This is a genomic window from Enterobacter sp. (assembly GCF_977039595.1).
Genome location: NZ_CDRQYH010000081.1, coordinates 1 through 16,228, shown reverse-complemented (window position 1 = coordinate 16,228; position 16,228 = coordinate 1). Strand labels below are relative to the sequence as shown.

12 protein-coding genes and 1 pseudogene are annotated in these 16,228 nt (G+C 58.9%); 3 read left to right on the top strand and 10 right to left on the bottom strand.

Translation table 11 applies throughout. The annotated features are described in order from the left end of the window. The 4 genes from nrdD to treR form a co-directional block, all read right to left on the bottom strand. Positions 1–2,088: anaerobic ribonucleoside-triphosphate reductase (gene nrdD, locus ACWYRJ_RS18170; protein ID WP_455508381.1), on the bottom strand; the 2,088-nt coding region annotated here is incomplete at its 3' end. 375 nt (positions 2,089–2,463) lie between these two features. Further along, positions 2,464–4,107: an alpha,alpha-phosphotrehalase gene (gene treC / locus ACWYRJ_RS18165; RefSeq protein WP_223581075.1), complete on the bottom strand. Its 1,644-nt coding sequence runs from the start codon at positions 4,105–4,107 to the stop codon at positions 2,464–2,466. 51 nt (positions 4,108–4,158) lie between these two features. Then, complete coding sequence (treB, locus tag ACWYRJ_RS18160; protein WP_029739268.1) at positions 4,159–5,577, bottom strand: PTS trehalose transporter subunit IIBC; 1,419 nt, start codon at positions 5,575–5,577, stop codon at positions 4,159–4,161. A gap of 128 nt (positions 5,578–5,705) precedes the next feature. Continuing rightward, positions 5,706–6,653 carry a trehalose operon repressor TreR gene (gene treR, locus ACWYRJ_RS18155; RefSeq protein ID WP_032651468.1) on the bottom strand — a complete coding sequence of 316 codons (948 nt, stop codon included), beginning with the start codon at positions 6,651–6,653 and terminating at the stop codon, positions 5,706–5,708. 387 nt (positions 6,654–7,040) lie between these two features. Between treR and mgtA the strand changes: the two genes are divergently transcribed. Together mgtA and ACWYRJ_RS18145 are read left to right on the top strand one after the other, a co-directional pair. Then, positions 7,041–9,749 (top strand): magnesium-translocating P-type ATPase, encoded by a 2,709-nt coding sequence (gene mgtA / locus ACWYRJ_RS18150; protein WP_193805150.1) that lies wholly within the window; start codon positions 7,041–7,043, stop codon positions 9,747–9,749. Between the two features lie 202 nt (positions 9,750–9,951). Next, positions 9,952–12,336, top strand: a complete 2,385-nt coding sequence (locus ACWYRJ_RS18145; protein ID WP_455508380.1) for a beta-N-acetylhexosaminidase — start codon at positions 9,952–9,954, stop codon at positions 12,334–12,336. Between the two features lie 50 nt (positions 12,337–12,386). On the opposite strand, the gene ridA is transcribed toward ACWYRJ_RS18145, so the two are convergent. The 4 genes from ridA to ACWYRJ_RS18125 form a co-directional block, all read right to left on the bottom strand. Continuing rightward, on the bottom strand, positions 12,387–12,773 hold the full coding sequence (gene ridA, locus ACWYRJ_RS18140) for a 2-iminobutanoate/2-iminopropanoate deaminase (protein WP_455508379.1): 387 nt from the start codon (positions 12,771–12,773) through the stop codon (positions 12,387–12,389). A gap of 73 nt (positions 12,774–12,846) precedes the next feature. Beyond that, entirely contained in the window at positions 12,847–13,308 is a 462-nt protein-coding gene (gene pyrI / locus ACWYRJ_RS18135) for an aspartate carbamoyltransferase regulatory subunit (RefSeq protein ID WP_028016502.1), read from the bottom strand. A gap of 12 nt (positions 13,309–13,320) precedes the next feature. Next, the gene (gene pyrB, locus ACWYRJ_RS18130) at positions 13,321–14,253 is read right to left on the bottom strand and encodes an aspartate carbamoyltransferase (protein ID WP_023310198.1); all 933 of its coding nucleotides are present in this window, start codon (positions 14,251–14,253) and stop codon (positions 13,321–13,323) included. A 34-nt stretch (positions 14,254–14,287) separates the two neighbouring features. Then, entirely contained in the window at positions 14,288–14,392 is a 105-nt protein-coding gene (locus ACWYRJ_RS18125) for a pyrBI operon leader peptide (protein WP_022646880.1), read from the bottom strand. Here ACWYRJ_RS18125 and ACWYRJ_RS18120 point away from each other — a divergent pair. After that, positions 14,372–14,489: pseudogene (locus tag ACWYRJ_RS18120) on the top strand (hypothetical protein). The gene ACWYRJ_RS18125 and the pseudogene ACWYRJ_RS18120 overlap by 21 nt on opposite strands. Positions 14,490–14,492: 3 nt before the next feature. On the opposite strand, the gene ACWYRJ_RS18115 reads toward ACWYRJ_RS18120, so the two are convergent. Then, entirely contained in the window at positions 14,493–14,972 is a 480-nt protein-coding gene (locus tag ACWYRJ_RS18115; protein WP_111965418.1) for an arginine repressor, read from the bottom strand. Between the two features lie 80 nt (positions 14,973–15,052). After that, the coding region (locus ACWYRJ_RS18110) for a YfcC family protein (protein ID WP_455508378.1) at positions 15,053–16,228 on the bottom strand (1,176 nt) is incomplete at its 5' end.

Sequence of the window (16,228 nt, the reverse complement as noted above, 5' to 3'; positions counted from 1 at the left end):
CTGCTTGCCGGCGTTGAACGGACGCGCGTCCGGGCTACCGAGATAGCCGCATACGCGACGGGTCACGGATACGCGGGCCGCATCGTGGTTGCCGCATTTCGGGCAGGTGAAGCCTTTACTGGTACATTCAAACTCACCGGTAAAGCCGCACTCGTAACACTCATCAATTGGCGTGTTGGTCCCGTAATACGGCACGTGCTGATAGCTGTAGTCCCAAACGTCTTCCAGTGCCTTTAGGTTGTGCTGAATGTTCGGGTATTCGCCGTAGCAGATGAAGCCGCCGCTGGCGATCGGCGGATAGGCCGCTTCGAAGTCGATCTTGTCGTACGGGTTCACCTTTTTCTCCACGTCGAGGTGGAAGCTGTTGGTGTAATACCCTTTGTCGGTCACGCCTTCCACAATCCCGAACTCAGCGGTGTCCAGACGGCAGAAGCGGTCGCATAGGTTCTCACTCGGCGTGCTGTAGAGGCTAAATCCGTAGCCAGTTTCCTCTTTCCACTGGTCTACCGCGTCGCGCAGGCGCTGAACGATGGCGATCCCTTTTTCGCGCAGGGCTTCGCTGTCGTACATGTGCGTGTCGCCAAACAGCGCGTTGATGGTTTCGTGAATACCAATATAGCCCAGCGAAATGGACGCGCGACCGTTTTTGAAGATCTCAGACACGTCATCCTCCGCCTTCAGGCGCACGCCGCAGGCCCCTTCCATATAGAGGATCGGCGCGACGCGGGCTTTCACCCCTTCCAGACGGGCGATACGGGTCATCAGCGCTTTGCGCGCCAGCTGCAGACGTTCATCCAGTAGTTTCCAGAACTCAGCTTCATTACCTTTCGCCTCCAGCGCGATGCGCGGCAGGTTGAGGCTGATGACGCCCAGGTTGTTGCGCCCGTCGTGGATCTGCTCGCCGTTTTCATCCTCGTACACGCCGAGGAAGCTGCGGCAGCCCATTGGCGTTTTAAACGAACCGGTAACTTTCACCACCTGATCGTAGTTCAGGATGTCCGGATACATGCGCTTGCTCGCGCACTCCAGCGCCAGCTGTTTTATGTCGTAGTTCGGATCGCCAAACTTGTGGTTCAGGCCGTCGCGGATAGCGAACACCAGTTTCGGGAACACCGCCGTTTTGCGGTTTTTGCCGAGGCCAGAAATACGGTTGCGAAGGATCGACTGCTGGATCAGGCGTGATTCCCAGCTGGTGCCCAGGCCAAAACCGAAGGTCACAAACGGCGTCTGGCCGTTGGCGGTGTGCAGCGTGTTCACCTCATATTCCAGCGACTGGAAGGCATCGTAGCACTCTTTCTCGGTGCGGGAATGGGCGTAGCCGTCAGCGTCCGGGATCTGCCACTCTTCGGCCGTTTTACGATGCTTGTTGAAGCTTGCCGTCACGAACGGGGCCAGCACTTCATCAATGCGGTTAATGGTGGTGCCGCCATAAATATGGCTGGCGACCTGGGCGATGATCTGCGCCGTGACCGCGGTGGCGGTGGAGATGGATTTTGGCGGTTCAATCTCTGCGTTACCCATTTTAAAACCGTGGGTCAGCATGCCTTTCAGGTCGATCAGCATGCAGTTGAACATCGGGAAGAACGGCGAATAGTCGAGATCGTGGTAGTGAATTTCGCCGCGCTCGTGCGCCGAGACTACGTCGCGCGGCAGCAGATGCTGACGGGCATAGTGTTTGGCGACGATGCCGGCCAGCAGGTCGCGCTGGGTCGGGATCACTTTACTGTCTTTGTTGGCGTTTTCATTGAGCAGGGCAGAGTTGGTCTGCTCTACCAGACCACGGATCTCCTGGTTCAGACGCCCGCGCTTCTCACGCTGCACGTCACGATCGTGGCGGTACTCAATGTAGGCGCGCGCCAGCTGCTTGTAAGGCCCCGCCATCAGCTGGTTCTCAACCGCGGTCTGGATCTCGTTGATATCGACCTGGCTGCGTTCGTTCATCTGGCTGCTAACGACTTCTGCGACGGTGGCGCAGTAATCTGCGTCATCGACTCCCGCTGCTTTAGCTGCACGCAGAATGGCTTCCTGGATGCGCTCTGATTTAAACGGCACTTTACAGCCATCACGTTTCATCACATGCGGTGTCATGATCACTCCATTTTTGAAAACAGGTTATCCACAGAGGTGGAGAAGTCTTCTCCGGGCGTATTCCCCGCCAGGCCAAAGACTTCCCGCGTTCCCAGCTCGTGTTATCCACAATTCCGGCCAGCGTAAGCGCCGTCTTGTTGTTGGAATAGTAGACGATAAATACAAGATGTTGGGTTGGCGTGCATTTTAAGTGCTACATATAGTGATTTGCATCAAACATGTTTGCGATTTATTTGATGCAGAACAAAGTAAAAAAACGAGAGTACAAACGACGGGCGCTTCAGCGATTGTAAAGGCGCGAGAGAAAAATCTGATTAATTACTCAACAAAAACAGTTAAGTAAGCCGGGTGCTGAGCCACACCCGGCAGGGAATGCTACTGCTGTAACCACCAGACGGCTTCAAACGGACGCAGCGACGTCGTTTGCGGTGTCGGGTAGTTACTCATCAGCACCTGCAACTTACCGCTGAGAAGGTCTGTCTGCCATTCCTGAGGCGTATTACTCAGGTTTGCCGCAACAATCAGGGTCTGTCCCTGCCACTGGCGGCGATAGCACCACAGAGAAGGATGCTCCGGCAGGAGATCTTCATAATCTCCCCACGTCAGCACCGGCAGGGTTTTGCGCAGGCTAATCAGCGACTGATAGGTATAGAAGACGGAATCCGCATCGTCGAGCGCCGAGCGGGCGTTCACGGTTTCGTAATTATCGCAGACACCAATCCACGGTTCGCCCTCGGTAAAGCCCGCGTTGTGCGACGCGTCCCACTGCATTGGGGTTCGCCCGTTGTCGCGAGACTTACTCGCCAGAATCGCCAGTAATTCATCCGGCTCGCGGCCGCTGGCGCGCAGTTCCGCGAATATGTTCAGGCTTTCCACGTCGCGGTAATCGGTGATGCGGCTGAAGTGCGGGTTGGTCATGCCAAGCTCTTCACCCTGATAGATATACGGCGTGCCCTGCATGCCGTGCAGCACCATGCCGAGCATCTTCGCGGCGTAAACCCGGTATTCTCCTTCGTCACCGAAGCGCGACACGATGCGCGGCTGATCGTGGTTACACCAGAACAGCGCGTTCCAGGCTTTGTTGTGCATCCCCTGCTGCCAGTGGCGGAAGAGGGTTTTGAGCGCCACGAAGTCCGGCTTCGCCAGCGTCCACTTTTCGCCGCCCGGGTAGTCCACCTTCAGGTGGTGGAAGTTAAAGGTCATCGACAGCTCGCGCCCGTCGAGCGACGCGTACTGCTGGCAGTTTTCCAGCGAGGTCGAGGACATCTCGCCCACCGTCATCAGGTTGCGCGGGGTGAAGACGTCGCGGCTCATTTCCTGCAGATATTCGTGGATGCGCGGCCCGTCTGTGTAGAAGCGGCGACCGTCGCCCGTCTCGTCATTCGGGAAATCCTGATCTTTCGAAATCAGGTTAATGACGTCGAGGCGCAAGCCGTCGACACCGCGGTCGGCCCAGAACTCGCACACCTTTTTCAGCTCGGCGCGCACCGCCGGGTTTTCCCAGTTGAGATCGGCCTGCTCCGGCGCGAAAAGGTGCAGGTAATACTGCTCGCTCTCCGCGTGCCAGCGCCAGGCGTTGCCGCCAAACTTGGAGCGCCAGTTATTGGGCAACTGCTCCGGCGTGCCGTCTCGCCAGATGTAGAACTGGCGGTACGGGCTCGCTTTGTTCAGCGATTCGCGGAACCAGGCGTGCTGCGTGGAGGTGTGGTTAAACACCATGTCCAGCACGATGCGAATGCCGCGCGCGTGCGCCTCAGCGACCAGCTCGTCGAAATCATCCAGCGTGCCGTAGGCCGGGTCGATGGCGGTGTAGTTTGCCACGTCGTAGCCGTTGTCCACCTGCGGGGAGATATAAAACGGCGTCAGCCAGATGGCGTCGATGCCGAGGGTTTTCAGGTAGTCCAGACGCTGCGTCACGCCGCGCAGATCGCCGGTGCCGCTGCCGGTGGTGTCCTGGAAACTCTTGGGGTAAATCTGGTAGATAACGCCGTTTTGCCACCAGTGAGGAAGGGTATTCATAGTGTGTTCCTGCAAATGCGAAGGGGCGCAACTGCGCCCCGAAAGAGAGAGTTAAACAATCTGCAGCGAGCCCTGACGGAACTTACGCTGGTAAACCACGGTGGTCAGCGCCATTGGGACGATAATGGCGATGGCCATTGCCAGGGCGAACACCTGCCAGTAAGCGGGCTGGATGGAGAGGATGCCCGGCAGGCCGCCGACGCCAATCCCGTTTGCCATTACGCCGTTCAGTCCGCACACCAGGCCAGCCAGACCGGAACCGATCATCGCGCAGAGCATCGGGAAGCGGTATTTCAGGTTGATACCGTACATCGCCGGTTCGGTGACGCCGAGGTAGGCGGAGATGGCCGCCGGAACGGAGATCTCGCGTTCGTTGTGCTTGCGGCTGACGATAATGATGCCGGTCACCGCTGACGCCTGAGCAATGTTAGACAGGGCGATAATCGGCCAGACCGGCGTGCCGCCGAGGCTCTGGATCATCTGCATATCAATGGCTAGCGTGGTCTGATGCACGCCGGTGATCACCAGCGGGGCGTACAGGAAGCCAAACAGCGCGGCACCGATTGGCGCGAAGCTGCCGGTCATCAGGTGACGCACCGCGAAGGCCACGCCGTCGCCAATCATGCGGCCAAACGGACCGATAAAGGCGTGCGCCAGAAACACCGCCAGGATCAGCGAGCAGACCGGCACCACCACCAGATAGAGGTAATCCGGCACGATGCGTTTCAGGCGCGTTTCAATAAAGCCCAGCGCCAGACCCGCCAGCAGGGCCGGAATGACCTGAGCCTGATAGCCCACTTTGGCGATGGTAAACAGGCCGAAGTTCCACACCTCAGGCACCTGCTGACCAAGTAAGTAAGCGTTCATTAACTGTGGAGAGACCAGCGTGACGCCCAGCACGATTCCGAGAATCGGCGTGCCGCCCATTTTACGCACCGCGGACCAGCAAATCCCGACCGGCAGATAGAAGAAGATCGCCTCGCCAATCAGCCACAGGAAATCGTAAACGGTTTTCAGCGCCGGATACATCTGCGCCAGGGTTTTACCGTCGCTCATCGGCACATCGCCGATGACGTTACGGAAGCCTAAGATCAAGCCTCCGCTGATCAGCGCGGGCAGCAGCGGGAAGAAAATTTCCGCGAAGTGGGAAATCAGCTGCTCGTGCCACTTCATGTTCTGGCGCGCGGCCTTCTTCGCCTGCTCTTTATCGGCGGAGGAGTGCCCGGTTGTCGCCAGCAGAGCCTGATAGTAATCGCCCACTTCGGTACCAATCACGACCTGGAACTGACCGGCGTTGGTGAAGCAGCCTTTGACCATGGAAAGTTCTTCAATGGCCTTCGGGTTGGCTTTGGCCGGATCGTTCAGCACGAAGCGCAGGCGGGTAATGCAATGGCTGACGGTGGCGATGTTTTCGCGGCCGCCGACCAGGACGATCAGCCGATCGATATCTGCTTGTTTGACTTTACTCATCATGAAACCTCATGACAGATGGTGAGGGGGGGAATGACCTGAGCGCAAGCCTACTCCTTCAGCGTGACGGCGAAAATGGGAACGTTCCCGAAATCGGGCGAAGATCACAATAATCTGTTTTATGGCGATTACGAAAGGTGAGCGGGAATGACGATCTGACGCGGCTCAGCGCGCCCGTTTATCTGCTCGATCAGCTGCGCGGCGGCCTGTCTGCCGGATTCGGCGTAGCCCGGGTCGACGGTGATGATCTCCGGGTGCAGGAACTTCATCAGCGGCGTGCTGCCGACGCTCGCCACCTGCAGGTTATCGATACGCTGCTCCTGCAGATATTTGCTGGCACCCAGTGCAAGGGTATCCGTGGCGCACACCAGCGCGGTGGTCTGCGGCGTCAGTACGCTGGCGACCTGCTCGTAGCCCTGCTTCATGCCCAGACCAGGCAGGGAGGCCACGGCGGAAAGATTGTGCTTTTTGCAAAAGGCCAGGTAGGCCTCATGACGACGCTTGCCGGTGGTGACGTCCGCGTGCGGGACGCCGAGGAAGCTGATGTGGCGATGGCCTTCGTCAAACAGGCGCTGCATCAGGGTGATAATCGCGCCCTCGTCGTCATAGCAGACGGAGGCAAACCCGTGGGCATCGCGCGCCAGCAGCACCAGCGACGGCTGCCAGGGTTTTAGCATCTCGTCTTTGATGCCGGTAAAGCCGAACAGCACCACGCCGTCAATGTTGCGCCGCTGGAGCATGCCCAGATGCTCTTCCACCAGCTGTGGCGAGAACTGGCTCTCCATCATGATCGGATCATATCCCTGCTCGTAGAAGGCGGGCAGCATCGTCTGCACGGCGAGGTTTTCAGACAGAGAGTCCAGACGCGAGACAATGATGGCGACGACTTTGTCACTCTGCCCGCGCATGGCGCGCGCGGAGCGGGAAGGGGAAAAACCGTGCTGATTCATAACCGCCTCGACGCGCTCGCGGGTGCGTTCGCTGACGCCGCTTTCGTTATTCAGCACGCGTGAGACGGTCGATTTCCCCACGCCGCTTAAACGCGCGATGTCTTTAATCGTAAGGCGGTTCTGCATGCTGTATTCCCTGTAACAACGACGATGTAGTGAATTGAGCCTAATGCTATAGCGCGATTTCGCTATGGGCAAAGTCTGGTTTACGTTCGGTTTATTTGCAGGGGGGTATAATACCGCCCGAATCGTCATAAAGGGTATGCCTAAATCCCTGGACTGCGCGGCGACACCCTGTTTTTTACTTACCGGAGGCTTCATGGATCCCGATCCCACACCTCTCCTGAACGGGAGAATGCGTTCTTTCCGGTAAGCCAGCTTTTGCTGTCTCACCGGCGTGAGGCAGCAACGTCTTAAACGTTCCTGCTTGAAAAATTAAGTGCCTCTCAGGTACGGCTTTGCCACGCCTGAAGGAATTGCTGCATCCGCCCTGGCGGATGCGGAGGAATGACTATGTTTAAAAATATCACCCGGCAGCTGCAGGCTCTGCTGAGCCGCCACCTGCCACACCGTCTTGTTCAGCGCGACCCGCTGCCTAATGCCAAAAACATGGCGGGGGCGGCGATCCCCGCGTCCCTGACCGAACGCTGCCTGAACGTGGCGGCGATGGATGAAAACGAAGTCTGGCGCGCCTTTGGCGGACACCCGGAAGGGCTGAACGCGGCAGAAGTGGAAAAAATCCGCGCCGTGCATGGCGATAACCAAATCCCGGCGCAAAAGCCGTCTCCGTGGTGGGTGCATCTGTGGCTCTGCTACCGCAACCCGTTCAACCTGCTGCTGACCGTGCTCGGCCTCATCTCCTACGCGACGGAAGATCTGTTTGCTGCAGGCGTCATTGCCCTTATGGTCGGTATCTCCACGCTGCTGAACTTTATTCAGGAAGCCCGCTCTACCAAAGCGGCTGACGCCCTGAAGGCGATGGTCAGCAACACCGCGACCGTCTCGCGCGTGATTAACGATCTCGGCGAAAACGCCTGGGTGGAGCTGCCTATCGACCAGCTGGTGCCGGGGGATCTGGTGAAGCTGGCGGCGGGAGACATGATCCCGGCGGATTTACGCATCATCCAGGCGCGCGATCTTTTCGTCGCGCAGGCCTCCCTTACCGGGGAATCCCTGCCCGTTGAAAAGGTGGCGCGCAGCCGCGACCCGCAGCAGATGAATCCGCTCGAGTGCGACACCCTGTGCTTTATGGGCACCACGGTGGTCAGCGGTACGGCGCAGGCGATTGTCACCGCCACCGGGGGCAACACCTGGTTTGGACAGCTTGCCGGGCGCGTCAGCGAGCAGGAGAGCGAGCCGAATGCCTTCCAGAAAGGGATTGGCCGCGTCAGCATGCTGCTGATCCGCTTTATGATGGTGATGACGCCAATCGTGCTGCTGATCAACGGCTACACCAAAGGCGACTGGTGGGAAGCGGCGCTGTTTGCGCTCTCCGTGGCCGTTGGCTTAACGCCTGAAATGCTGCCGATGATCGTCACATCCACGCTGGCGCGCGGGGCGGTGAAGCTCTCTAAACAGAAGGTGATCGTCAAACATCTCGACGCCATCCAGAACTTTGGCGCGATGGACATCCTCTGCACCGATAAAACCGGCACCCTGACGCAGGACAAAATCGTGCTGGAGAACCACACCGATATCTCCGGCAAAACCAGCGAGCGCGTCCTGCACAGCGCGTGGCTGAACAGCCATTACCAGACCGGGCTGAAAAACCTGCTCGACGTCGCGGTGCTGGAAGGGGTGGATGAGGAATCCGCCCGCACGCTCTCCGGCCGCTGGCAGAAGGTGGATGAGATCCCGTTCGACTTCGAGCGCCGCCGCATGTCGGTGGTGGTGAGCGAGCAGACGGACGTGCACCAGCTGATCTGCAAAGGGGCGCTGCAGGAGATCCTCAACGTGTCTACGCAGGTGCGCTATAACGGCGACATCGTGCCGCTGGACGACACCATGCTGCGCCGCATCAAACGCGTCACCGATAACCTGAACCGTCAGGGGCTGCGCGTGGTGGCGGTCGCGAGCAAGTTCCTGCCCGCGCGCGAGGGTGATTACCAGCGTATTGACGAATCCGATCTGATCCTCGAGGGTTACATCGCCTTCCTCGACCCGCCGAAAGAGACCACCGCACCGGCGCTGAAGGCGCTGAAGGCGAGCGGTATTACCGTCAAAATTCTCACCGGCGACAGCGAGCTGGTGGCAGCTAAAGTGTGCCATGAAGTGGGGCTGGACGCGGGCGACGTGGTGGTGGGGAGCGATATTGAACATCTCTCTGATGACGAGCTGGCGAAGCTTGCCCAGCGTACCACGCTGTTTGCCCGACTGACGCCGATGCACAAAGAGCGCATCGTCACCCTGCTCAAGCGCGAAGGGCACGTGGTGGGCTTTATGGGCGATGGCATTAACGACGCGCCCGCGCTGCGTGCGGCGGATATCGGTATTTCCGTCGACGGGGCGGTGGACATCGCCCGCGAAGCTGCGGATATCATTCTGCTGGAAAAGAGCCTGATGGTGCTGGAGGAGGGCGTGATTGAAGGTCGCCGTACCTTTGCCAACATGCTCAAGTACATCAAAATGACCGCCAGCTCTAACTTCGGTAACGTCTTCAGCGTGCTGGTGGCGAGCGCGTTTCTGCCGTTCCTGCCGATGCTGCCGCTGCACCTGCTGATCCAGAACCTGATGTACGACGTGTCTCAGGTGGCGATTCCGTTTGATAACGTGGACGACGAGCAGATCCAGAAGCCGCAGCACTGGAACCCGGCAGATCTTGGGCGCTTCATGCTGTTCTTTGGCCCGATCAGCTCCATCTTCGACATCCTGACCTTTTGCCTGATGTGGTTTGTGTTCCATGCCAACACCCCGGAACATCAGACGCTGTTCCAGTCCGGCTGGTTCGTGGTAGGCCTGCTGTCGCAGACGCTGATTGTGCATATGATCCGCACCCGCCGCATTCCGTTCATCCAGAGCCGTGCCGCGTGGCCGCTGATTGTGATGACGGGCATTGTGATGGCGCTCGGCATCGCGCTGCCGTTCTCACCGCTGGCAAGCTACCTGCAGCTGCAGGCGCTGCCGCTGAGCTACTTCCCTTGGCTGGTGGCGATCCTCGCCGGTTATATGGTGCTGACGCAGATGGTGAAAGGGTTCTATGCGCGTCGGTATGGGTGGCAGTAAGTTATGTTTGCCGGGTGGCGGCTTCGCCTTACCCGGCCTACTCCCGAAACGTAGGCCCGGTAAGCGCAGCGCCACCGGGCAATAGCTTTCCTCCCAAATTCAATAACCTGTGATCTCCGTCGGCGCATTCGCTTGACGACAAATTGAGCGCATGTTAACAGAATGTTTTGCCTTTATTTGGCCCGTCAGATAAGGAACATTCATGTTACGGTACAGTCTCTTAACCGCCGGGCTGATGCTCGGCGCCTCTGCCTTTGCTGCCCCGGCAGGCGATCTCCCCTTAATGCCCTGGCCTGCCAAGGTCGAACGCCCGACGACTCAGGGCACGCTGGTGCTCAGCAACAACGTATCCATTAGCGTCAGCGGGGACGATCTCGGTGACGCCGTCAACCGCCTGCGCCAGCGCATCGCCCTGCAAACCGGCTGGACGCTGCAGCCGCAGGCCGACAAGCCTGAAAAGCCGACCATTCGCATCGCGATTGCCAAAAAGGTCAAGCCGCAGCCGCTGCCGGACAGCGACGAAAGCTATAAGCTCACGGTGGATGCCAACGGCGTGAACATCTCTGCCAACACCCGTTTCGGTGCCTTGCGCGCCATGGAAACCCTGCTCCAGCTGGTGCAGAACGGGGCGGAAAACACCTCTCTGCCGTGGGTTACCATTGAAGATTCGCCGCGCTTCCCGTGGCGCGGGCTGCTGCTCGATTCGGCACGTCACTTTATCCCGCTGCCGGATATTAAACGCCAGATCGACGGCATGGCTGCGGCGAAGCTCAACGTGCTGCACTGGCATTTGACCGACGACCAGGGCTGGCGCTTCAGCTCGAAGCGCTACCCTAAGCTGACGCAGCTTGCCAGCGACGGGCTGTTCTACACCCCAGATCAGATGCGCGAGGTGGTGCGTTACGCCGCCGAACGCGGTATCCGCGTGGTGCCGGAAATCGATATGCCGGGTCACGCCTCGGCGATTGCCGTGGCCTACCCGGAGCTGATGAGCGCCCCGGGGCCGTACGCCATGGAGCGCCACTGGGGCGTGCTGAAGCCGGTTCTCGATCCCACCAAAGACGCGACTTATGCGTTTGCGGACGCGATGGTCAGCGAACTGGCAGCGATCTTCCCCGATCCGTATCTGCACATCGGCGGCGACGAAGTGGACGACAGCCAGTGGAAAGCGAACCCGGCCATCCAGCAGTTTATGCGCGACAACAGTCTGGCGGACAGCCACGCGCTGCAGGCTTACTTCAACCGCAGGCTGGAAACGATCCTCGAGAAGCATCACCGCCAGATGGTCGGCTGGGATGAGATCTACCATCCCGATCTGCCGAAAAGCATTCTGATCCAGTCCTGGCAGGGTCAGGACGCGCTGGGGCAGGTGGCGCAGAACGGCTACAGGGGCATTCTCTCCACGGGTTTCTATCTCGATCAGCCCCAGTCCACCGCCTATCACTACCGCAACGAGATCGTCCCGCAGGGGTTAAACGGCGTTGATGTGATAGCGGATACCGACAGCGCCCAGAGCTGGGCCTTCTCCATGCCGCGCCTGAAGGGCAAGCCGGTGGAGGGGAGCTTCACGCTGGTGAAAGGGGACGCAGGCTGGCGCGGGTTTATTGATTTTGCCGGGAAATCCCGCCGCGCGGTGCAGAACATTGAATGGCGCGATGACAGCCAGGTGACCTTCACCGTTGATACCTGGATGGGCGAAACGCGCCCTGTCGTCACCGTCGATAACGACAAACTCGCCGGTTATTTCCTTGTCGGGAATACGCGCTACCCAATCAGCGGCACGCGTCTGGACGAGGTGCCGAAAGGTATTCCGCCCGTGGTGCCGGGTGCGGCGAACCAGGCCAACCTGCTCGGCGGGGAAGCCGCGCTGTGGGCGGAAAACGTGGTGGCGCCAGTGCTGGATATTCGCCTGTGGCCGCGCACCTTCGCGGTGGCGGAGCGGCTGTGGTCCGCGCAGGACGTCAACGACGTCGACAACATGTACACCCGCCTGCAGGCGATGGACAGCTGGTCGACGGTGTCGGTCGGACTGCAGCAGCATACCCAGCAGCAGGTGCAGTTCACGCGCCTCGCCGGTAATGCCGACACCCTGCCGCTGCAGATCCTCGCTCAGGCGGTAGAGCCCGCGCAATATTACACCCGCCAGCACCTGAAGTTCCAGGCCGGAAACTACCATCAGTTCGAGCCGCTCAACCGCTTCGCCGATGCGCTGAACGCCGAAAGCGCCACCGTGCGCCAGATGCACAAATGGGCGGACCGTCTGGTGAGCGATGCGGAAGATACGGAAAGCGCCGACGCCCTGCGCCACGTGTTTAACCGCTGGCAGAGCAACACCAGCGACGCGCTGGCGTTAAGCGAAAACAGCTATCAGCTTAAGGCGATGAAGCCGGTGATCCAGGAGGTGGATAAGCTGGCGTCGATTGGCCTGCGGCTCACCGACCTGGTGGCGCGCCAGGGGACGTTGGATGATAAAGAGATCGCGTCGATTCAGAGCGAGCTGGATAACGCGGCGAAGGTGCAGGACGAGGTGGTGATTGCGGCGGTCTATCCGCTGGAGACGCTGCTCAGGGCGACGCGGAATCAGTAGCAAGCAACAAAAAAGGCAGCCTGGGCTGCCTTTTTTATCGCCAAAGCGAATTAGCGACGTACGGCGATCGCTTCGATTTCAATTTTCACGTCTTTTGGCAGACGGGCCACTTCCACGCAGGAGCGCGCCGGGAAGGTGGCGTTGTGCTCGGTGAAGAACGCTTCGTAGGTGGCGTTAACGGTCGAGAAATCGTTCAGATCTTTCACGAACACGGTGGTTTTCACGATATCACCCACTTTCAGACCGGCAGATTCAACGATAGCCTGCACGTTTTCCAGCGACTGACGCGCCTGCGCCGCGACATCTTCCGGCACCGCGCCGGTTTTTGGGTTCACCGGGATCTGCCCGGAAGTGATAATCATGTTACCCAGATCAACGCCCTGAACGTAAGGGCCGATAGCCGCTGGTGCATTTTCCGTCGCGAGTACTTTGCTCATGTTTTCTCCAGAATTACAGCGTTAAGAATGTTCCCGGCCATTATAACAGCCGGGATTTCATTACCAACCTCAATTAGTTGGCCAGCACCACATAATGAGAAAACTCTTTTTCGCAGTATTTGCATTTGAGCGCGATGTCATCGGCGCGTTTTTTCACTGCAAAGCTGGAAGAAACCGGCTCAGCATGGCTGATGCAGTTGCTGTTCGGGCAGACCAGCACGCTTTCGATACGTTCTGGCAGGCTCGGGCGGGATTTGCCGACCACTTCGTACTCGTCGATGCGGTTGACGGTGGCGTCCGGCGCGTAAAGCGACAGCTGGTTAACCTGCTCGTCGGTCAGGAAGGTGTTCTCGATTTTGATCAGGTCTTTGCGGCCCATCTCGCCCGACGGCAGGTTCAGGCCGATGGTGATGCGCTGGTCGGTTTCCGTCAGTTTGAACAGCGTCAGCAGCTTAAAGCCCACCTGCGCAGGGATGTGGTCAATCACGGTGCCACGCTTGATGGCTTCAACCTGGAGTTTGTTATCGTGTGTCATGGTCGTCTCCCCTTACAGAGCTAATTCGCGATTCAGAACCAGTGCCAGTAACGCCTGGCGGGCGAAGATGCCGTTCCCGGCCTGCTGGAAGTACCAGGCGTGCGGCGTTTTATCCACGTCTGTGGTGATCTCATCGATGCGCGGCAGCGGATGCAGGACCTTCATGTTGTCGCGCGCGCCCTCGAGGTCGCTGGCGCGCAGCACGAACTGCGCCTTCACGTTGGCGTATTCGGACGGGTCCAGACGCTCTTTCTGCACGCGGGTCATGTAGAGAATATCCACGTGGCTCATCACCTCTTCGATGCTGGCATGCAGGCTCCACTGAATGCCTTTCTCGTCCAGCATGTCGAGAATGTACTGCGGCATCGCCAGCGCGTCCGGGGCGATGAAGAAGAAGCGGTTGCCGTTAAATTTCGCCAGCGCCTGGGTCAGGGAGTGAACGGTGCGGCCGTATTTAAGGTCGCCAACCATGGCGATGTTCAGGTTCTCAAGTTTGCCCTGCGTCTCCTGAATGGTGAACAGGTCCAGCAGCGTCTGCGTTGGGTGCTGGTTGGCACCGTCGCCGGCGTTCAGCACCGGAATGCCGCCGGAGAACTCGGTCGCGAGGCGCGCCGCGCCCTCCTGTGGATGACGCATCACAATTGCGTCGACGTAGGTGCTAATCACTGAAATGGTATCCGCCAGGGTCTCGCCTTTTTTACCCAGCGACGTGTTGCTGCTGTCCGAGAAGCCCACCACGCTCGCGCCCAGGCGGTGCATGGAGGTCTCAAAGGAGAGGCGGGTGCGGGTCGAGGCTTCGAAGAAGCAGCTCGCAATCACCTTGTGTTTCAGCAGCTCCGGTTGCGGATTGGCCTTCAGTTTTGCCGCGGTTTCCAGAACCAGTTCCAGCTCTTCGCGGCTGAGGTCGTTTATGGAAATGATGTGTTTTTGATAAAGCGGATTCATGTTTATCTCCTGACGCCGGGCAAAAAAAAGCCCCTCAAATGAGGGGCTCTGGGAATAGGTTTAGCAACGGGAAGAAAAACGGCAGGCCAGCGTCTGATTTCAGACGCGGTAAGACGTTATGTCGTACACGCTTGACCATGCTTCCTCCCGGCAAATTGTCGGGCATTATACGCAGCTCGCTTTTCGGATCAAGCGATTTAATGCACGCTTTACTCAATGCAAACGGTTCTTTGTGAATATTAATGCGTTCTGAGTAAATAATTAATTTGCTTATGCACCAGCGCGGTGCGCTTCACGAGCCGGGGAGCGACCCAGACGATACTGCTGCCGGCCACCACGCCTAAAATTTCCGGAAGCTGGTGATAATCCAGAATACGCGCCACCGCGCGGCCATATCCGGCGACGGTATGAACAAGGATAAACTCGCTATTATGCTCGACGCTGACCACCATTTCGGACACGGTACGCGCGGCGTCGGGGGCAGGGCGCAGCTGGGGATTCAGCGAATAAATCTTTAGCCCTTTGGCATTTCGAATTTTTATGACACCGAGCAATTTAAGCAGACGTGAAACGGTGGACTGGCTGATGGTCTCAAAACCACGCTCCTGTAAATCCCGGCGGATCTCCTCCTGAGAGAGGTAACTCTTTTCTGCGATCAGGCGCTGGCAGACCGTCAGCTGTAGTTGCTCTTTGGGAGAGTACTCTTCGTAATCCATCATAGTTCCCATATCAGTTCCCGAAATAACCGGTGGCACCGCACCGATCCGTAGGCCGGATAAGCGCAGCGCCATCCGGCAAATTACAACAACGCCCCCAGACTTAACGCCACCATAATCACCACCGTCAGGATCGCCAGCAGCGGCGCCACCCATTTCAGATAGCGCACGTAAGGCACCCGGGCGATAGCCAGCCCGCCCATCACGACGGCAGAAGTGGGCGTGACGAGATTAACGATGCCGGAGGCCGACTGGTAAGCCGTCACCACCAGGTCGCGGTTGACGTTAGCGAAATCGGCAAGCGGCGCCATGATCGGCATCGTCAGAACGGCCAGGCCGGACGAAGAAGGCACAAGAAACGACAGCACCACTTCCAGCCAGTACATCACATTGATGAACGCCACCGTCGACAACCCGCTGACCAGCCCTTCAGCGCTGTGCAAAATGGTGTGGGTAATCATGCCCTTATCCATGATGACTACGATACCGCGCGCGATGCCGATAATCAGCGCGACGCCCAGCAAATCTCGCGCGCCGTTGATAAACGTCGACGTCAGTTCCTCTTCGCTCATGCGGGCAATCAGGCCGACAATAATCGCGCTGGCGAGAAACACCGCGGAGATCTCCGCCATCCACCAGCCCAGTACCGCCACGCCGTAAATCATTACCGCGAAGGCGAGGGCAAAAATCACCAGGATGATTTTGCGCACCGGGGTGAATTCAAGCGACTGTTCGCCCTTGTTGCCAAGGAAATGGGCGCGGTTCTCTTCCAGTTTATCCGCGACGATCGACAGCGACGGATCCTGGCGGACCTTGCGGGCGTAGCGCATCACCCACGCCACGCAGATGATCCAGCCGATGACCAGCAGCGCCACGCGCAGGGCAATACCGTTGGTAAAGGGGATCCCGGCGGCGTTGGCGGCGATCACCGTGGCAAACGGGTTGATGGTGGAACCCAGCGTGCCGATCCCCGCCCCGAGCAGCACGGTGGAGGCGGCGACAACCGGATCGAACCGGGCGGCCAGCATCACCGGCACCAGCAGGGTGTAGAACGGCAGCGACTCTTCGGCCATGCCGTAAATCGTGCCGCCCGCGGCAAACAGCGCCATCAGGATCGGGATCATCCACTCCTCCCGCCCGCGTAACCGGGTGGTGACGCGCTCGATCCCGGCGTCAATCGCCCCGGTTTTGGTGACGATCCCGAGAAATCCCCCGATGATCAGAATAAACAGCGCCACGTCGATCGCCCCGGCCTGGCC

Coding starts and splice junctions, on each gene's coding strand:
- treC (WP_223581075.1), bottom strand. CDS start 4,107: ATGAATACCCTTCCTCACTGGTGGCAAAACGGCGTTATCTACCAGATT.
- treB (WP_029739268.1), bottom strand. CDS start 5,577: ATGAGTAAAGTCAAACAAGCAGATATCGATCGGCTGATCGTCCTGGTC.
- treR (WP_032651468.1), bottom strand. CDS start 6,653: ATGCAGAACCGCCTTACGATTAAAGACATCGCGCGTTTAAGCGGCGTG.
- mgtA (WP_193805150.1), top strand. CDS start 7,041: ATGTTTAAAAATATCACCCGGCAGCTGCAGGCTCTGCTGAGCCGCCAC.
- ACWYRJ_RS18145 (WP_455508380.1), top strand. CDS start 9,952: ATGTTACGGTACAGTCTCTTAACCGCCGGGCTGATGCTCGGCGCCTCT.
- ridA (WP_455508379.1), bottom strand. CDS start 12,773: ATGAGCAAAGTACTCGCGACGGAAAATGCACCAGCGGCTATCGGCCCT.
- pyrI (WP_028016502.1), bottom strand. CDS start 13,308: ATGACACACGATAACAAACTCCAGGTTGAAGCCATCAAGCGTGGCACC.
- pyrB (WP_023310198.1), bottom strand. CDS start 14,253: ATGAATCCGCTTTATCAAAAACACATCATTTCCATAAACGACCTCAGC.
- ACWYRJ_RS18125 (WP_022646880.1), bottom strand. CDS start 14,392: ATGGTCAAGCGTGTACGACATAACGTCTTACCGCGTCTGAAATCAGAC.
- ACWYRJ_RS18115 (WP_111965418.1), bottom strand. CDS start 14,972: ATGATGGATTACGAAGAGTACTCTCCCAAAGAGCAACTACAGCTGACG.